At 35.8% G+C, this 17,448-nt stretch carries 22 protein-coding genes and 1 pseudogene; 16 read left to right on the forward strand and 7 right to left on the reverse strand.

Going from position 1 to position 17,448, the window contains the following annotated elements; translation table 11 throughout:
• Window position 1 precedes the first annotated feature (1 nt).
• The 3 genes from AB3U99_RS01425 to AB3U99_RS01435 are packed head-to-tail and all read right to left on the reverse strand — an operon-like array spanning window position 2 to window position 1,645.
• The gene (locus AB3U99_RS01425) at window positions 2–1,129 is read right to left on the reverse strand and encodes a hypothetical protein (protein WP_400245017.1); all 1,128 of its coding nucleotides are present in this window, start codon (window positions 1,127–1,129) and stop codon (window positions 2–4) included.
• Entirely contained in the window at window positions 1,113–1,229 is a 117-nt protein-coding gene (locus AB3U99_RS01430) for a hypothetical protein (RefSeq protein ID WP_400247925.1), read from the reverse strand. Before AB3U99_RS01430 ends, AB3U99_RS01425 begins: the two co-directional genes overlap by 17 nt.
• Window positions 1,214–1,645 carry a sigma-70 family RNA polymerase sigma factor gene (locus AB3U99_RS01435; RefSeq protein ID WP_400245018.1) on the reverse strand — a complete coding sequence of 144 codons (432 nt, stop codon included), beginning with the start codon at window positions 1,643–1,645 and terminating at the stop codon, window positions 1,214–1,216. Before AB3U99_RS01435 ends, AB3U99_RS01430 begins: the two co-directional genes overlap by 16 nt.
• 159 nt (window positions 1,646–1,804) lie before the next feature.
• Between AB3U99_RS01435 and AB3U99_RS01440 the strand changes: the two genes are divergently transcribed.
• The gene (locus AB3U99_RS01440; protein ID WP_400245019.1) at window positions 1,805–2,713 is read left to right on the forward strand and encodes an NAD(P)/FAD-dependent oxidoreductase; all 909 of its coding nucleotides are present in this window, start codon (window positions 1,805–1,807) and stop codon (window positions 2,711–2,713) included.
• A 48-nt stretch (window positions 2,714–2,761) separates the two neighbouring features.
• Here AB3U99_RS01440 and AB3U99_RS01445 read toward each other — a convergent pair whose 3' ends face one another.
• Complete coding sequence (locus tag AB3U99_RS01445; RefSeq protein WP_400247926.1) at window positions 2,762–3,919, reverse strand: class I SAM-dependent methyltransferase; 1,158 nt, start codon at window positions 3,917–3,919, stop codon at window positions 2,762–2,764.
• Window positions 3,920–4,058: 139 nt separating this feature from the next.
• Here AB3U99_RS01445 and AB3U99_RS01450 point away from each other — a divergent pair, with 139 nt between their 5' ends.
• From AB3U99_RS01450 to AB3U99_RS01480, 7 genes are all read left to right on the forward strand, one after another.
• On the forward strand, window positions 4,059–4,604 hold the full coding sequence (locus AB3U99_RS01450; protein WP_400245020.1) for a GNAT family N-acetyltransferase: 546 nt from the start codon (window positions 4,059–4,061) through the stop codon (window positions 4,602–4,604).
• Complete coding sequence (locus tag AB3U99_RS01455) at window positions 4,601–5,080, forward strand: GNAT family N-acetyltransferase (RefSeq protein ID WP_400245021.1); 480 nt, start codon at window positions 4,601–4,603, stop codon at window positions 5,078–5,080. Before AB3U99_RS01450 ends, AB3U99_RS01455 begins: the two co-directional genes overlap by 4 nt.
• Window positions 5,081–5,085: 5 nt before the next feature.
• Window positions 5,086–5,559, forward strand: a complete 474-nt coding sequence (locus tag AB3U99_RS01460; protein ID WP_400245022.1) for a GNAT family N-acetyltransferase — start codon at window positions 5,086–5,088, stop codon at window positions 5,557–5,559.
• Between the two features lie 107 nt (window positions 5,560–5,666).
• Window positions 5,667–6,113: a MarR family winged helix-turn-helix transcriptional regulator gene (locus AB3U99_RS01465; RefSeq protein ID WP_400245024.1), complete on the forward strand. Its 447-nt coding sequence runs from the start codon at window positions 5,667–5,669 to the stop codon at window positions 6,111–6,113.
• A gap of 90 nt (window positions 6,114–6,203) precedes the next feature.
• The gene (locus AB3U99_RS01470; RefSeq protein ID WP_400245025.1) at window positions 6,204–7,070 is read left to right on the forward strand and encodes a permease; all 867 of its coding nucleotides are present in this window, start codon (window positions 6,204–6,206) and stop codon (window positions 7,068–7,070) included.
• 32 nt (window positions 7,071–7,102) lie between these two features.
• Window positions 7,103–7,237 (forward strand): hypothetical protein, encoded by a 135-nt coding sequence (locus AB3U99_RS01475; RefSeq protein ID WP_400245026.1) that lies wholly within the window; start codon window positions 7,103–7,105, stop codon window positions 7,235–7,237.
• The gene (locus tag AB3U99_RS01480) at window positions 7,221–7,715 is read left to right on the forward strand and encodes a GNAT family N-acetyltransferase (protein WP_400245028.1); all 495 of its coding nucleotides are present in this window, start codon (window positions 7,221–7,223) and stop codon (window positions 7,713–7,715) included. The genes AB3U99_RS01475 and AB3U99_RS01480 overlap by 17 nt, the downstream gene beginning before the upstream one ends.
• A gap of 47 nt (window positions 7,716–7,762) precedes the next feature.
• Here AB3U99_RS01480 and AB3U99_RS01485 read toward each other — a convergent pair whose 3' ends face one another.
• Window positions 7,763–8,233 carry a GNAT family N-acetyltransferase gene (locus AB3U99_RS01485; protein ID WP_400245029.1) on the reverse strand — a complete coding sequence of 157 codons (471 nt, stop codon included), beginning with the start codon at window positions 8,231–8,233 and terminating at the stop codon, window positions 7,763–7,765.
• 193 nt (window positions 8,234–8,426) lie between these two features.
• Between AB3U99_RS01485 and AB3U99_RS01490 the strand changes: the two genes are divergently transcribed.
• The 5 genes from AB3U99_RS01490 to AB3U99_RS01510 all read left to right on the forward strand — a co-directional run bounded on the left by AB3U99_RS01490 (window position 8,427) and on the right by AB3U99_RS01510 (window position 11,667).
• Window positions 8,427–9,068, forward strand: coding sequence for an FMN-dependent NADH-azoreductase (locus tag AB3U99_RS01490; RefSeq protein WP_400245030.1), 642 nt, complete (start codon window positions 8,427–8,429; stop codon window positions 9,066–9,068).
• 178 nt (window positions 9,069–9,246) lie between these two features.
• The gene (locus tag AB3U99_RS01495; RefSeq protein WP_031535137.1) at window positions 9,247–9,672 is read left to right on the forward strand and encodes a DMT family transporter; all 426 of its coding nucleotides are present in this window, start codon (window positions 9,247–9,249) and stop codon (window positions 9,670–9,672) included.
• Between the two features lie 12 nt (window positions 9,673–9,684).
• The gene (locus AB3U99_RS01500) at window positions 9,685–10,398 is read left to right on the forward strand and encodes a Crp/Fnr family transcriptional regulator (RefSeq protein WP_400245031.1); all 714 of its coding nucleotides are present in this window, start codon (window positions 9,685–9,687) and stop codon (window positions 10,396–10,398) included.
• A 3-nt stretch (window positions 10,399–10,401) separates the two neighbouring features.
• Window positions 10,402–10,878, forward strand: a complete 477-nt coding sequence (locus AB3U99_RS01505) for a DMT family transporter (RefSeq protein WP_400245032.1) — start codon at window positions 10,402–10,404, stop codon at window positions 10,876–10,878.
• 66 nt (window positions 10,879–10,944) lie between these two features.
• The gene (locus AB3U99_RS01510) at window positions 10,945–11,667 is read left to right on the forward strand and encodes a YjjG family noncanonical pyrimidine nucleotidase (protein ID WP_400247928.1); all 723 of its coding nucleotides are present in this window, start codon (window positions 10,945–10,947) and stop codon (window positions 11,665–11,667) included.
• Window positions 11,668–11,858: 191 nt separating this feature from the next.
• On the opposite strand, the pseudogene AB3U99_RS01515 reads toward AB3U99_RS01510, so the two are convergent.
• A pseudogene (locus AB3U99_RS01515) lies at window positions 11,859–12,071 on the reverse strand (hypothetical protein); the annotation flags it as partial.
• Window positions 12,072–12,686: 615 nt separating this feature from the next.
• On the reverse strand, window positions 12,687–13,679 hold the full coding sequence (locus AB3U99_RS01520) for a LacI family DNA-binding transcriptional regulator (RefSeq protein WP_400245033.1): 993 nt from the start codon (window positions 13,677–13,679) through the stop codon (window positions 12,687–12,689).
• Between the two features lie 278 nt (window positions 13,680–13,957).
• Between AB3U99_RS01520 and AB3U99_RS01525 the strand changes: the two genes are divergently transcribed.
• The 3 genes from AB3U99_RS01525 (at window position 13,958) to AB3U99_RS01535 (ending at window position 17,447) form a co-directional block, all read left to right on the forward strand.
• The gene (locus tag AB3U99_RS01525) at window positions 13,958–15,226 is read left to right on the forward strand and encodes an extracellular solute-binding protein (protein ID WP_400245034.1); all 1,269 of its coding nucleotides are present in this window, start codon (window positions 13,958–13,960) and stop codon (window positions 15,224–15,226) included.
• Window positions 15,227–15,295: 69 nt separating this feature from the next.
• Window positions 15,296–16,585, forward strand: coding sequence for an ABC transporter permease subunit (locus AB3U99_RS01530; RefSeq protein ID WP_400245035.1), 1,290 nt, complete (start codon window positions 15,296–15,298; stop codon window positions 16,583–16,585).
• 1 nt (window position 16,586) lies between these two features.
• Window positions 16,587–17,447 (forward strand): sugar ABC transporter permease, encoded by an 861-nt coding sequence (locus AB3U99_RS01535; protein ID WP_400245036.1) that lies wholly within the window; start codon window positions 16,587–16,589, stop codon window positions 17,445–17,447.
• Window position 17,448: the final 1 nt, after the last annotated feature.

Below are 17,448 nucleotides of genomic sequence, written 5' to 3' on the forward strand. Positions count from 1 at the left end.
TTCATTCTACATCCTGTACATACATGGAAAAATCTGCTGATTCTCCATTTACGATTAAAGTTCCATCGTCGGTGAAACGTGGAACGACTAATCGTTCGTTAATGTTATTAAAAGTTGGTAGTTCCTTTAAGACATCGTCTTGTAATTGATATAATTTTACTGTATCAGAGTTGTTCTTCTTTACACTTAATGCAATGAATTCCTTATATATAGCAAAATTATCAAACGGAGGCGTTTTTATTTGATGAAAATTGCCATTAGAGAGATCAATGTAGCCTAAAATAGTTGGGCTCTCGTCTTCATTTGAAAATGCCGCATATATTTTATTGTTTACTAAGGTAACATATTCTGCTGATTTATAAGGAACTTTATATTTTCCAATCTGTTCAAGAGTTGTAATATCATAGACATAGAACGCTGTTTCATTGCTGTTATTTGTTTTGAATTGTTCAGGAATAACAAGGATGTTCTCATATAAATCAGCCTTGCTATTTCTTCCAATTCCTAAGTTTTCATGTATAATGCCTTCCTCCATGGTTGTTAAGTTTATCCAGTTATATCCATAAGCATCACTATAAATCATCCTATTCTCTTTAAGCTGTATATCCCCAATAACATTGTTTATTTGTTTTGGCTGCATTTGTGTTTTTCGATTTAAAATATAAACGTCATCATTTCCTTTTCCCCAAACAAGCCAATTTTCATTTGCGGCCATTTTATAAATATCAATATCTTCCGTAGACTTAACAAGTACTTGCTGTGAGTGAGATGTAAGTGAATAAGAATAGATTATTTTGTTATCGGCAAAAATCAATTCATTCGTACTTCTTATAAAAATAGAACGAATTAAAGAAGAGTAATCTACGTTCGGAATGGTTATCTTTTCTAATGGTGTGTCAAATGTTTCGTGTGAAGAAAGCCGATTTAATAGAGAAGGTCCAATTAAAATAATAAGGAGACCTATGATGGCGAGTGTACTGAATATAGGACGGAATAACTTTCTTCTAGGAGGAGTTGATCTTTGCATGTGTGTATTTGCAGTTTGTAAAATTTTTTGTTTATTTTCTTTGGAAAGAGTTATATCACTAGGGATTGTTTCATCTAATAATTGTTTAATATTTTTTGACATGTTTCATCTCCTCCTCGCTAATTGTTAATTGCGCTTTTTTTCGTCCTCTTGCTAATCTAGTTTTAACTGTGTTGCTGGAACAGTTTAATATATCGCTAATTTCTTAACCGATAATTCCGCATAATAATATAGCCAAATTACTTCCTTATATTTTATTGGAAGTCTATTAAGTATGGCAGCAATATACGATTTGTTTTCTAGGTTTAAATAAGCTTCTTCAGGCGATTCTTTATCAATAAGAAATGTACTAGCAAGCTTGGAAACTTCTATTTTTCGATAAGCCCAGCTTTTAAAATAATTTCGGCATTCATTTACAGTTATCCGGTATAAATATGTTTTAATGCTGGATCTACCTTCAAATTGATCGAGATGTAAGTAATAACGGATAAACACTTCCTGCACAATATCCTCGGCTTTTTGTTTGTCCTTCACAAGGGCATAGGCAAGTCGGGTTAAATAATGACCATAGGTATCCATTGCGTTTTTAAGCATTTTATCTCTTTCTTGCTTCTCCAAATTCCCCTCCCCTTTCTATCTATTGATTTAGACAAAACAAACAGAAGAACGGTTTCTTTTTTTTAAGGATTTTTGAACCATTTTATATAAATTAATTCTAGCACTATATTTACTAACCCATTCATATAATCAAAAGAGGAAGCAGAGGGGGTGCTGTAGATGAATATTTTTGATTGCGTTATTATCGGTGCAGGTCCAGCTGGAATGAGTGCTGCACTTATATTAGGGAGAGCAAGGCGAAATATTGCCATATTCGATGATGGGACAAATAGAAATAGGGTTAGCCATGAATCCCATGGTTTTATTACAAGAGACGGGCTAAGCCCTCAGATGTTTAAAGAGTTAGGAATGGATGATTTAATGAAATACTCGAATATTTCTTATTTCAAAGCTAGGGTAACTGACATTGAGAAGGCAAGAGGTGAAGGGGGACTACTGCTAGTTAAAACAAAGAATCATGATGAATACTTAACAGAAAAGCTTATTATTGCAACTGGTGTTCAAGAAGTAATCCCGATTCCTAATGCAAGGCAATATTATGGGAAAAGTCTGTTTAGTTGTCCGTACTGTGATGGATGGGAGCTAAGGAATCAAGAACTTATTGTTATTGCCCATACGGAAGCGCAAGCCTTACATATGGGGAAATTAATTTATCATTGGTCAAAAGACTTAGTAATCACGACAAATGGAGCAGTTGTTTCAGAGAAAACAAAAGAGGTTTTTCAGAAAAGAAATATCTCCATTATAACAGAACCGATTAATAGACTGATGGGGGAAAATGGCTATCTTCAGCAAGTCGAATTTAAATCTGGAAATAGGATTGCAAGAACAGGTGGTTTTATCATCCCATCCTATTATCGTTCTAATCAATTTGTAGAGCAGCTTGGATTAGAGGTTCATCCTAATGGAGTAGTAGTGACGGACGGATCTGGTCGTACTACTTGTAAAAATGTTTACGTGGCAGGAGAAGCAGAAAAGGCAGGCGCATCCTCTGTCCTTCTATCTGCTGCAGACGGAAGTAGGACCGGGGTGGCAGTAAATACGGACTTAGTAATGGAGCAGTTTTAAAAGAAGCGGAGGGAGTAGTATCCTCCTGCTTCCATTAGAAATGATTTCCTATCCTCTTGTCATTGGCAGCTGGTTGCTGCTATTTTTAACGAGTAAATATTGAATAACATCAATATTGCTTGCTTTAAAGGAAGCAGCACATGCTTGCAAGTATAAGTCCCACATCCGGATAAAGCGTTCATCCTTTATTTTCCGGACTTCCCCTAGATTAGCGATAAAGTTAGCATACCACATTTCTAATGTTTTTTGATAATGGCGACGAAGGCTTTCTAAATCAACTAATTGTAGACTTTCTGTTGTCATATGGCTAATAAGTTCCGAGACACCAGGGATATAGCCGCCAGGGAAAATATATTTATTGATCCAAGCATTAGTTGCGCCACCTTGCTGGCGTGAAATTCCGTGAATCAAGGCTACTCCATCGTCCTTTAGCAAATGGTGAACCAGCTGGAAATATGCTTGAAGATTTTCCTTGCCTACGTGTTCAAACATCCCCACACTAGTGATGCGATCGAATGTCATATCATTTAAATCGCGATAATCCATTAAATAGACAGTTATGCTTTCTGATAATCCTTCTGCTTTAGCCATTTGCACCACATAGTCATATTGTTCTTGGCTTAAAGTGATGCCGGTTGCCTTAACTTGATAGTCTTTCACGGCAGTAAAAATGAGATTACCCCATCCACAGCCAATGTCCAATAAGTCCTGGCCAGGAGAAAGATTTAATTTTTTTAAAATATGGTCTACCTTATTTTGCTGCGCAGTTTCTAATGTATCGGCTGGATTCTTGAAATAGGCACAGGAATAGGTCATGGAACGATCTAACCAAAGTTTATAAAAATCATTGCCGATATCGTAATGATTTTGGACATCTTCTTTACTCTTTGTTTTTGTATGGGACTGTTTGGGAAGAAATTTTCTGAATTTATTGCTTTGCATAAAGCTAGAAGCGTTCTCATAGGCAGAAGCAATTAAATCCTCTATACTGCCCTTGATATCTATTTTCCCATCCATATACGCTTCTCCTAAAGCCAATGATGCGTTATTGTAAATGTCTTTAATACGAATAGGTTTCTTGAAAATAATCTCTATTGCAGGAACACCGTTACCATAAACAGCTGATTTCCCATCCCAATAAGTAACCTTAACTGGAATGGTGAAGGAATTGCTTAAAATAGATTTATATATCGTTTTCTCGAACACATCATTCACCCCTTACTCCCCATTATTTATGTATAATTTTACCTCTATTTCATGAAATATGTGGTCAATATGCTCAAATGGAATAATAGGTGGATACTTTGAGGAAAAAATCATCCCTTGCAAGAGGGAGAATGGTAAGATGGAAACAGGCAGTAGAAACGAAAAAGAGGGGAATCAAATGGAATTTATAAAGGCAGAAGCCAATAGGTTAGCAGAAATTAATAGGATATATGTAAAGTGCAGAGAAAATCTAATCAAAAAAAATATCTTTCAATGGGACGAACACTATCCAAATGTGGACTATTTTCAAGACTGCATAGAAAATAAGATGCTATTCGTTTTATTAGAAGAGGATAAGATTGTAGGACATGTGGTATTAAATGAATGGCAAACAGAGGAGTGGAAGACCCTTCGATGGAATGGAAATAATCCTTTGATTATTCACTCTCTCATGATTGACCCCAGTTACCAAGGTAAAGGAATAGGGGCAATAATGGTCAAGCGTATGGAAGAATACGCTCTGTTAAATGGATATGATAGCATCCGATTAGATACATTTTCAGGAAATCCTCAAGCTCTTAAGTTATATAAAAAGCATGGATATATAGAAAAAGGGGAGGTTTTCTTTGCCTCTAAGCCTGTTGGACATCAAAAATATCTTTGTATGGAGAAGGAATTAATATGAATATTACCGCTATTACCGAAACGAACCGTGAAAATGTAAGATCATTTTTCCAATCTCATTGGGGAAGCACTGAAATGGTACTTTCTACAGGTATTTATGATTGCAGTGCTTTAGATGGATGTATTGCCTGGAATAAAGAAGGAGAAATGATTGGTTTAATAACCTACATTTTAAGAGATACAGAGTGTGAAATTATCTCTTTAGACAGTGTCGATGAAGGAAAGGGCGTTGGGACAAGGCTTTTACACACGGTTGAACAAACAGCCAAACAAGTCCCATGCAATCAGGTCAAAATAATTACCACAAATGATAATGTACTCGCATTAAAGTTTTACCAAAAAAGAGGCTATTACTTATCGGAATTGTTAGTGGACGCAGTAAAAAAAGCTAGAAAGATTAAACCAGAAATACCTTTGCTTGGGAACCATGGTATTCCTATTAGAGATGAAGTGGTGCTTGTAAAGACGCTGAGGTGATTAATTTGGCTATAACATTGGAACTTTATCAAGAAAAATATAAGCAGGAACTAGAAGAATATTTTTTATCGGAGGAGCAGTTATACTATACTAGTATGCCACTTGATGCTTTAGAGAAATGTATAACAGAAGAAGATCGTCATCCCATCGTCATTTTAAAGGACGGTGCGGTTGCTGGTTTCTTTGTCCTACATGGATGGGAGGGAGTAAGGGCGTATAGTGAGAATAAAGAGGCTATTCTAATGCGGGCTTATTCTATCCAGCATTCTTTTCAGGGACAAGGGGTAGGAAGGAAATCTATGGAGTTATTAATCCCCTTTGTGAAAGAATATTATCCAGCAAAAAAAGAAGTAATTTTGGCTGTTAATGTGAAAAATACTAGAGCGAAATATGTTTATCAGAAAGCAGGGTTTGAAGATACTGGAGGAAGAGTGGTGGGAAGAAAAGGAGAACTAATTATTTTCAATCGGAAAGTATAGATAGGACTGTTCTTAAAGAACAGTAAAAAATAAATAGTTGCAAAATGCAAATAATTAGCTATAATAAAAATAGCTTCAATATTTTAACAAAGGAAGGAGGCGGTATGATGGAAAATCTTCGTGAGATTTTACAAATTACTATGAGAAGATTTGGTGTGCTTGATAAGAATTGTTGTTCTATTGGGAATACGGAAATATCTCTTGTTCAAAGCCATATTTTATATGAAATTGATAAAAGAAATAATCCGTCTATGCAAGAAATAGCAGAGATTATTGGAATGGACATTACAACCTTTAGCCGGCAAATTCAATCTTTAGCAAAAATGGAATTAGTAAATAAACAACAGTCAATGACAGATAAAAGAGTATATGTACTCCAATTAACAACGCAAGGAAAAGCAATTGCAACTTCCATTGATACGCAAATGAATCAATATTTAGAGGAAGTTTTCTCCTTTATGTCAGACTTTGAAAAAGAAACCGTTATTCGATCATTAAAGTTATTAAATAGTTCCATGGCAAAAAGCAGTATGTGCTGTCATCCAGTTAAGTAATGAGGAAAATAAGTGGCTGTGTTAGACATCATTCCTAATATAGCCTGGATATAATACTTGTGTTTTACAAATAAAAAGGAGGGATGTTAGATGTGGTACGAAGTGCTGAAAAACTTCGCATGGTTAGTAATGGAATTAACTGTTCTTTTTGTGGTTGTATCTTTTGTTGTTAATTTGCTACAAGGCTTTGTTCGCTATGACAAAGTGGAGATATGGATGAAAAAGACTCCACCCATTGTTAGTGCGCTTATTGCAGTTGTTTTTGCTTTTATCACCCCTTTTTGTTCCTGTTCTACCATACCAGTTGTGGTGAATTTATTGAAAAATAAAATCCGTTTTAGCACCGTTATGATTTTTCTATTTACTTCACCAGTGCTAGATCCAACTATCTTAACCGTAATGGCTGTTCTAATGGGATGGAAAGTAGCTCTCTATTATACAGTAATCACGACGATTCTTTCGATTGTCCTTGGCTTTGCGCTAGAGAGATGGGGATTTGAAAAAGAAGTGAAAAATGTCATTATAAAAAATGCGCATCAAGAAGAGAAGGGGTTTAGTTTAAAAAATACGGTTTCTGAAATTTTAACCTTAATGAAAACTGTTTATCCCTTTTTGTTAATAGGGGCAGGTATTGGAGCGGTGATAGGAGGAATCGTACCAACAGAGTTTGTGGCAACCTACTTAGGCGGAGAGAATTGGTGGTTGATTCCGCTTGCTGCAATAATCGGTATTCCTTTATATATTCGGCTATCGTCGATGATTCCGATTTCCCAAATTCTGATTGCCAAAGGGATGGCACTTGGACCGGTAATGGCAATGATGATTAGCTCAGCAGGAGCAAGTCTCCCGGAATTAAGCTTATTAAATAGCATTTTTAAGCGAAAATTAGTGTTTGCGTTTGTATTATCCGTTTTCTCGATGTCCACGATTTCAGGCTTTTTGTTTTATTTTATATAAGGGAAACCAATTCGTAGGAGGAATGATTTATCATGAACATTTTTAAAAAAATAATCAAAAAAGAGCAGAAAAATGATTGCTGTAACATTATGATAGAAGAAGTAGGAGAAAAGCAAGAGAACTGCTGTGAGGTGAAGGAGGAGAGAAAGGATGAGCGTAAAGCTTGAGAAGATTTTGAAGGAGTATTGGGAAGAGATAGCAACTATCTATAGATTGGGCATTCAATCCAGACAAGCCACTTTTGAGACTAATGTTCCAGATTGGGAGAAATGGAGCAGTAGTAAAGATTTGTCTACCAGTTTTGTTTTAATAGATGAAGAGGCGAATAGAGTGATTGGTTGGGCTGCTATCAGTAAAGTATCGAATCGCTGTGTATATCAAGGAGTTGGGGAGCATAGTGTTTATTTACATCCTGATTATCATCACAAAGGTTATGGGAAATTCTTATTGAGTAAATTAATTGAACATTCTGAATCGAATGGCTACTGGACACTACAATCAGGTATTTTTCCAGAAAATATTGCGAGTATCCAGCTTCATAAAAGCTGCGGATTTAGAAGTGTTGGGATTCGTGAGAAAATTGGAAAGCTAGACGGTGAGTGGAGAGATGTTGTATTGATGGAAAGAAGAAGTACGAAATATTGAATTTTTAAGTCGAGAAGATGGATGGATACCTTCTCGACTTTTTCAAATTATACGGAAGGCTGCTCTAAATCCAACGTCATAAACACACTATTCGGATCTTCCTCATAATCCGAAAATGGCCCGCAATACTCAAATCCTAATCTTTCATACAGTCTTTTGGCAGGAAGGAAAGCATCCATGGAACCTGTCTCTAAACTTAATCGGCTATAGCCGCGATTTTTGGCTTCTGCGATAATATGAAGAAGTAGCTTTTTTGCTATGCCTTTACGCAAATGATGAGGAGATGTCTTCATAGACTTTATTTCGCCGTGCTTATTATCTAGTTCTTTTAATGCACCGCAGCCGGTTAGCTCCGCGTCCTCCCACGCACTCCAAAAGGTTACTTCTGGTTTTCTCAATCCTTCCACATCAAGAGCATGTATGCTTTCAGGAGGTGAATGGAGGGTCATGCTATGTAAGTGATCTTCCAATAAAGCAATGACTTCTTTTGAGGTAACATGATCGATAATAATTTTCATCCCATCAATCCTTCTAATTATTTATTTCTATTTTACTTTTTTCCTTATTAGAGTGGAATGGATTATGCATAATTTAACTGGAAATATTTAATGAAATATCTTTATTTAAAAATATTTGCCTTAGAGGTATTTTGTTTGTTATGATATTCACATTAGTTTTAAATTTGTAAGAGGGAAAGGAAAATGCAATAAAATGAATGTATTAGTAGTAAAAGCAAACAATCGCCCAGCTTCTGAAGCTGTATCAAGCAAAATGTATGAAACGTTTATGGAGTCTATCAAAGGTGCTGAAAACCTTAATGTAAATGTATATGATGTATATGCAGAAGATACTCCTTACTTTGGTCAAGAATTATTCGATGCTTTCGGTAAAGTACAAAGCGGAACAGAATTAACAGATATAGAGCAACGTTTATTAGCTGCAAAACAAAAAGCAATGGATGCTTTAACTGCTGCTGATTTAGTAGTATTCGCATTCCCGCTTTGGAACTTAACCATTCCAGCTAAATTACAAACATTTATTGATTATGTATATGCTGCAGGTTTTGCATTTAAATTTGATGCAGAAGGTAACATGATTCAATTAATGACAGATAAAAAAGCGATCCTTTTAAATGCTCGTGGCGGCATTTATTCTACTCCAGAAGCTGCTTCTTCTGAAATGGCTGTTACCTATATGCGTGCAGTATTTGGCGGCGTATTTGGAATGGAAATCATTGAAGAGGTTATTATCGAAGGTCATAACGCAATGCCTGATAAAGCTGCTTCTATCATTGAAGAAGGTCTACAAAAAGTTGCTGCTGCTGCAAATAAATTAGTAGCACAACCTGTTTAATAGATAATTATCTAGATTTAATAGATAAACTCCGTCTGAAATTAAGTTTTCAAACGGAGTTTTTTTATGGGAAAAAGTTTATACTAGGATAAGTGAATATTTAGGACATATGTCCTTTTCCTATTTTTAGAAATCGATTATCTTTAAAAAGGAAATTAAATAGCAAGGAGTCGAACAAATGAGAGGTATTTTATTTGCGTTTATGGGTGGTGCATTTATTACCCTGCAAGGAGTGGCGAATGCAAGGATTAGCCAGGATATTGGTTCATGGCAGGCAGCTACCATTACTCAGTTTACTGGATTTGTGCTAGCACTTTTAATTTTACTAGTAGTGAAAGAAGAAGCCTTTTCAAAATATAAACAAGTAAAGCCATTATATTTAGCCGGGGGATCCTTTGCATCGGTCGTTATTTTCAGCACAATTACAGCGATGCACTTAGTGGGAGCTACACTAACCATCTCCACTGCTTTAATTGCACAGCTGTTTATTACCTTTATTATAGATAGCAATGGTTGGTTCGGTTTGGAAAAGCAACAGATGAAAACGCCGCAGTTTATAGGGATTGGCATGATGATATTAGGTGTTCTTTTATTAAAAATGTAAGGAGAACGATCCGTGAAAGAAATTGGAAACCTAGAGCAGATAGAAGAATATATGCGTAAATTTCAATTAGAAGCCATTTTTCCGGAAAAGTTGAAAGTGCATTTACACCTTTATGCTTTTAACCAAGGGGAATTTATTTGTACACAAGGGCAGGCATCTGAATATCTTTACATTCTGGTAGATGGGAAGATGAAAATATACACAACGACAGCAGAAGGAAAAACGTTAATTCTTTCCTTTAAAACACCAATAGAAATGGTTGGAGACGTTGAATATGTACGAAATACAGATATTCTTAATACAGTTGAAGCGATAACAGATGTAGTAGTAATAGGTGTCCATAAACGACATTTAAAGCAATATGCGAGTGACTATGCACCATTCCTACAGTTTTTGCTGGATATCATTACAAAGAAATTCTATATCAAATCAAGCTCAATGCGATTCAATTTGTTCTATCCAGTAGAAGTAAGATTGGCTAGTTATTTATTGTCTGTTTCTTTTGATAAAGAGGATCCTTTATACAATAAGGAACGAAATGAAATTAATTTAAAGGATACAGCGAACTTAATTGGCACTAGTTATCGACATTTAAATAGAGTGATACAGCAATTTTGTCAGGATGGTCTGATTGAACGGAAAAAGGGATTTATTGTTGTGAAAAATCGGGATGGTTTAACAAGCTTAGCTGGAAAAAGTATTTATGAAGAAGGATTGGGTGAATAAAACATGATATATGGCTTACTTATTGCGTTTATTAGCGGTAGTCTTGTTGGGGTACAAAACATCTTTAATAATCGTGTCAATCAAAAGGCAGGTCTTTGGGCTACGACTACTTTAGTATTAGCGCTAGGATTTATTGCTTCCTTTATTCTTGGCTTTATTACAGAAGGAACGGGGCTTTTCCATCTGGAAAATATGCAGACGTGGTACTGGTTCAGCGGGATTATCGGTGTTGGTGTTGTTGTTTGTATGACAAAAGGGATTAGGAATTTGGGAGCAACGTATGCTGTTTCGATTTCCTTGTCCTCTCAACTTGTTTTTGCTTTACTATTCGATTCTTTAGGCTTATTGGGATTAGAGAAGGTTCCATTTACCCCACAGCAGTTAATAGGGGTCCTAGTCATTATCGGTGGAATTCTTGTTTTCAAAATGGGAGGAGCATCAGAAAAGAAACAGCCTGTGAAAGAACTGGCGAAACGATAGGAGAGTATTTGTATGCAGGGGATAAGGAAAGATGATGGCAAAGCAATCGCGAAGAATAATCAAGCAATGGAGGAAGTAAGGGACGTAAAGAAGTATCAAACTTTGCTTTTCGATGTAGATGATACACTGCTGGACTTTGCAGCTACGGAAGACCAAGCTTTTCGGTTATTGCTGCAGGAGCAAGGAGTCTCATATAGTGAAGAATGGAAAAGACAGTATCAACAGCTAAATCAAGGACTTTGGAAAGCATTTGAAGAAGGGGAAATTACGCGTGATGAGGTAGTTAATACAAGATTCACCTTATTCTTTGAGAAGATGGGCAAACAAGTAGATGGAGCTTTATTAGAGCAAAGCTATCGCGAATATTTAGGAGAAGGAAAACAGTTGCTAGATGGAGCGATGGACTTAATCGTGAAGGTTTCAAACCACTTTGATTTATATATTGTGACGAATGGCATGTCGATAACGCAAGAAAAGCGATTAAAGTCTTCTGGACTATATTCATTTTTTAAAGCCATTTTTGTATCGGAGGATACGGGCTATCAAAAACCAATGAAGGAGTTCTTTGATTACTGCTTTGACCGAATTCCTCAATTTAACAAGGAAACAGCTTTAATTATTGGTGATTCATTAAGCGCGGACATCCAAGGTGGGTACAATGCGGGAATCGATACTTGCTGGATCAATCCACTAAAGAGGGATAATAACATAGATGTGCAGCCAACATATGAAATCGCAAAATTAGAAGAGCTTCTGCTTCTTTTAGGCTTTAGCCAAGAACCCTCGTGACTTCAGTCGTGGGTTGTTGACAGAGAGAAAGACAATCGAACCATTAATGGAACGATTGTTTTTTATTATCTTTGTCTAATTATCTAAAAATGCCAATACAGGTTATAGAAAGTAGAAAAATGAGGTTTCTGTCAGCAAGTATCATACCAATGCCAGCTTTTTTTAAAACCTTATCAATTTTGTGTTTTTTTCTAATAGAACTTATACATTGTCATCGGAATACTAAAATAAAATGATTTGAGTATAATTCCAGGGAATTCGGAATGTTGGCGTATTTGATTATAAGCAACGCAAGTGATTGGGAATAATAAATAATCAAATAAGATATAAATTTGAAAAGGCTTTAGTAGAAACCAATCAGGGGAATTCCTCCATTTTTCAGGAGTAACAATGCTATCCACAAAACTGGATAAATATCCTTTCTAAAGATAACTGGTAAAAGTCCAATTCCCAAAAAGAAAAGGAATCTTAATATTTTCCGTTCCACTTTCATCACCTGTCTAATTAGCAATATTTCCGTCCTTATGGTAGGGATAGTTTTTTAATAGTTTATCCAAAGGGAGAGAAAAGAAAATATGAAAGAGGCTGGGACAAAACAAAATAGCCAACCTGTAAAGACGAACCATCCTTAATTTAGCTCTTAAATAAAGGCTACTTTTTCATGCTAGTTATTTATGATTTTAAATATAGTCAGTGTAAAAACTAATTCGTTATTAAAGATTGTTTTTCTATAAACTATTATGGAAATAGAAAAAATTAATTAATTGGAAAAACGGAGCAGCCTGAATACACGTAGACAAAGTCCGAGACCCTGCAGGAGCGTGAGCGACGAAGCGGCTCGGCGCTCGCCCCATGGAAAGCAAAGTGTATTCAGGCTGCGGATAATAACACCATCTTTACTGAAACAGCCTTTTATAAACCGATATAAACCCGAACAATCATATGGAACTACCGTATAGTTGTTCGGGTTTATCTATGGCTGGAATACTTATGGCCCAGCCTCAAGAAAATCTTCTTTTTTATAATGCGCTTTTCCGTTTAATTAATTCCGATTGAAGCAAAACAGTCTTTGGAATTTTCCGTTGATCTAGAATCTGTTCGAGGAGTAAAGAAACACCTGTTTTGCATAGTTCCGGTATATCAATATGAAAGGTAGTCAAAGGCGGTGATACATACTTCGCAACACTGATATTATTCACGCTTATGATACTAACTCTGTTTGGAATGGATATATTATATTCGTTAAAAGCCTGAAGACTGCCAACTGCAATCGGATCAGAAGCAATAAAGAAGGCTGTTGGCAATTCCTCTTTTAAGTCATCAATTACTTTTTTTGTAACCGTGTAGCCATCATTTACGGAAAAATGTCTTTCGCCAAAAATATACCTTTCATCGTGTATTCCTAAATCCTTCACATACTTCCGAAAAGTTATTTCGCGAATATCCATTTCATCCTCATTTGTATCAGGGTTATGATAGGTTCCACCAATAAATCCGATTTTTTGATGCCCTTTTTCAACGAAATAATCAATTGCTTTTTTAGTTATTCTTACAGTATCTGGCAATACAGCATCATATAGGTCTGGAACGGGATTTGTATCAATGAAAACCCCTTTCTTTGTTTTCTTTCTTAGTTTCTGTATCTCTTCTGTTGAAAATGCGCCAACAGCAATAAAGCCAGAAATATCGTTGGGAATACTTTTTATGCCGTCCCCGTGTTTAAATAAATGCAATTCGATATTATGATTAATCGCATTTTTCTCTAGCTCCAATCGCATTTGTTTAAAATAAACATCCTCTAACTCCTCTTTTTCTGTAATCCAGTATAGGAGTGCTACTTTTTCTATTAATGGTTGAATACTTTTTCTTTCATATCCTAATTCAAGCGCTGTATCTAAAATTTTCTTTTTCGTTTCTGGTGAAATGGAGAGGGTTGAATCATTGTTTAATAATCTTGAAACGGTCGATGGAGAAAAACCTGCTTTTTTTGCAATATCTTTTATGGTGACCATGTAAACCTCCTAAAAGCACTGTTCTACAATACTCTCATTATAAGCCATTTGTTGATAAATTAGTAATGTTTTTTAGTAAATTATTTTCCTTGGGTTTTTTCCTGTTAAGTAAATGTTTAATCCGTTATTTTATATGTTGTTAAATTTATTTGGTATTGAATGATTACTTATTAGATAAAAAATATTACTAAATATATTTACAAAAAAATCGATGTGTAGTATTATTTTTTTAGAAAACGTTTTCAGAACAATATAAAAAGCAAAGGGTGGAAAAAAAGATGAAAAAAAGGCTTACAACATTACTTTTGAGTAGTTCTTTAGCTTTGGCGTTAGCAGGTTGTGGACCATCTGATGATACAAGTAACGATACATCTTCAAAGAAAAATAAAAATGACTATGACCTTCTTGTGTGGGAAGATCAAAGTAAATCTGATGGAATTGCAGATGCAATTAAAAAATTTGAAGAAGAAAATAATGTAAAAATTAAAGTGGAAGAAAAAGCTTATGCCGATCAATTAGAGGATTTGCGATTAGACGGACCTGCGGGTACAGGAGCTGATGTCATTACAATTCCAGCTGATCAGATTGGAACAGCTGTAACAGAAGGCATTTTAAAAGAAATCACAGTGGATGATTCCCTAAAGTCAATGTATACAGAGGCAGCGATGGATTCTCAAATTGTAGATGGCAAAGTGTACGGACTTCCTAAAGCGGTAGAAACAACTATTTTGTATTATAACAAGGATTTAGTTAGTGAAGAACAATTACCTAAAACAACAGAAGAATGGTATGAATTCTCTAAAGGAGTAACGAAGGACGGAAATTATGGACTATTAGCCTTATGGGATCAAATCTATTATGCGAACGGTGTTTTAAGTGGATATGGTGGTTATGTATTCGGGCAGGATAGTGCAGGAGCATATAATTCAGAGGATATCGGTTTAGCGAATGAAGGTGCCATTGAAGGAGCAGGATATATTTCTAAATTTTATAAAGATGGATTATTCCCATCAGGTATTATTGGAGAGCAAGGTATAAATGTTCTTGACTCCCTATTTACAGAAGGGAAAGCAGCAGCTGTTATTTCTGGTCCATGGAATCTAGAACCATATGCAAAAGCAGGCATCAATTATGGAGTAACAGAGCTTCCAATGTTGGCTAATGGAGAGCATATGGGCTCATTTATTGGGGTTAAAAGTTATAACGTAAGCACTTATAGTAAAAACGCAGAATTAGCGGAAGAATTAGTTGAATTCTTAGCAAATGAAGAAAATTCTAAATCGCGTTATGGAATTACGAAAGAAGTACCAGCAGTAAAGGCATTAGCAGAGGATCCAGCTGTAACTGAGAGCGAAAATGCCAAAGCGGTTGCGAATCAATCGCAGTATTCTCAATTAACACCAGGCATAACAGCAATGGATGCAGTTTGGCAGCCAGTTGACTCTGCACTTCAAACGATTGCTACTGGAAAAGCAAAACCAGAAGAAGCTTTATCAACGGCTGTAGAGACAATCAAAGGTTCGATTGCTGCAAATAGTGGAAACTAACTAGGGACAATAAGGGGCAGTATTAAAAAATACTTGTCCCTTTTAATAGGAGAGAGGTGAAGTTTAGGTATGAGCTTCCAAGCAAATCCAGTTGATAAGGATACAAAGTTAGCAAAAAAGGCTGCATTATTATCGATTATTCCGGGATTTGGCCAGTTTTATAATAAGCAGTGGGGTAAGGGGGCATTCTTCCTTGTCTTTTCGGTCGCCTTTATTCTTGTTTTTAAGGATTTATTTAATATGGGATTATGGGGAATTGTTACCCTTGGTGAACAGGTGCCCCGCGATAATTCTATTTTCTTACTTGCAGAAGGTATCATCGCTTTAATTGTTATTCTTTTCGGATTAGCTTTTTACTATTTAAATATAAAAGATGCGTATGCGATTGGAAAGAGGAGAGAAGAAGGCTTTGATATTCCGTCTATAAAAGAGCAGTATCAAGTTCTTTTGGCAGAAGGATATCCATATATCATCACAAGTCCAGCCTTTATTTTACTTGTGTTCTCTGTTATTTTTCCTATTCTATTTTGTTTTGCGCTTGCTTTTACTAATTACGACTTATATCACTCAGCACCAGCTAACTTAGTAGATTGGGTAGGGCTTGCGACATTTAAGAAGATTTTTACAGTAGATATATGGCGCGCTACTTTCTTTGATGTTTTAGGATGGACGTTAATTTGGACATTAATTGCGTCCACGCTTCAAGTAGCAATCGGGATTTTCTTAGCAGTAGTAGTTCATCAAAAGGAATTGCGCTTTAAGAAATTCTTCCGAACAATTTTAGTATTACCATGGGCAGTTCCGGGATTTGTAACAATTTTAGTTTTTGCAGGGATGTTTAATGATAGCTTTGGAGCTATTAATAATTCTATCTTGGCATTCCTAGGAATAGATGCGATTCCTTGGCTGACAAGTCCGAATTGGACGCGACTTGCATTGTTGCTTATTCAAGGATGGTTAGGGTTCCCGTATATATTTATTGTAACGACAGGGGTACTTCAATCCATTTCAGATGATCTTTATGAAGCAGCTACTATCGATGGGGCATCGCCAATTCAAAAGTTTAAAAATATAACATTGCCACTTATTTTATACTCAATGGCCCCGATTATTATTACGCAATACACGTTCAATTTTAATAACTTTAATATTATCTATTTGTTCAATGCTGGAGGACCAGCAGTTCCAGGCTCTACTGCAGGAGGTACAGATATTCTTGTTTCTTGGATATATAAATTGACGATGCAGAACAGTCAATATGCCCTTGCTGCTGCATTAACCATTCTACTAAGTATTTTTGTTATTACCATTGCTCTATGGCAGTTTAGAAGAACGAATTCGTTTAAGGAGGTAAAATAAGATGGCGAAAAAAACAGTCAGTATCCAAAAACAGCGAACTATTCGAATGACGCTAACTTACCTTCTTTTACTCTTTGTATGTGCCATTATCATTTATCCGTTAGTATGGACGATTGGGGCAAGCTTTAATCCAGGTAATAGCTTGGTCAGCACGAGTATTGTCCCTGATAATCCTACTGTTGTTCATTATAAAGATCTCTTTCAACAGGATGGGACACTTTATTATGGAAAATGGTATATGAACTCAATGAAAATTAGTATTCTAACAATGGTATTTTCCATTCTATGTGTATCCTATACGGCATACGCTTTCTCCCGTTTCCGGTTTAGAGGAAGAAAAAATGGTTTAATGCTATTCTTGCTATTACAAATGATTCCACAATTTTCGGCGTTAATTGCAATCTTTGTTTTAGCACAAATGCTTGGATTGATCAATAGTCATTGGCTGTTAATATTTATTTATGTTGGTGGCCAAATCCCGATGAATACGTATTTAATGAAGGGATATATTGATTCTATTCCACTCGACCTTGATGAAAGTGCGAAAATTGATGGAGCTAGCAACACAAGAATCTTTTGGAGAATACTCATGCCTTTATCTAGACCGATGCTTGCAGTAGTTGCCATGAATGGATTCACTGCTCCATTGGGTGATTTTGCCATATCTTCAGTAATATTGAGAAATCCAGAGTATTATACACTTCCGATAGGATTATATAAATTAGTCAGCGACAAAATGGGTGCAAGCTACACCACCTTTGCAGCTGGAGCTATTCTTATAAGTATCCCGGTTGCGATTGTATTTGTAGCTTTACAGAAGCATTTCGTATCTGGATTAACAGCAGGCGGAACAAAAGGATAAA

It is taken from the genome of Niallia tiangongensis (assembly GCF_044704065.1).
GTDB classification, from domain to species: domain Bacteria; phylum Bacillota; class Bacilli; order Bacillales; family Cytobacillaceae; genus Niallia; species Niallia tiangongensis.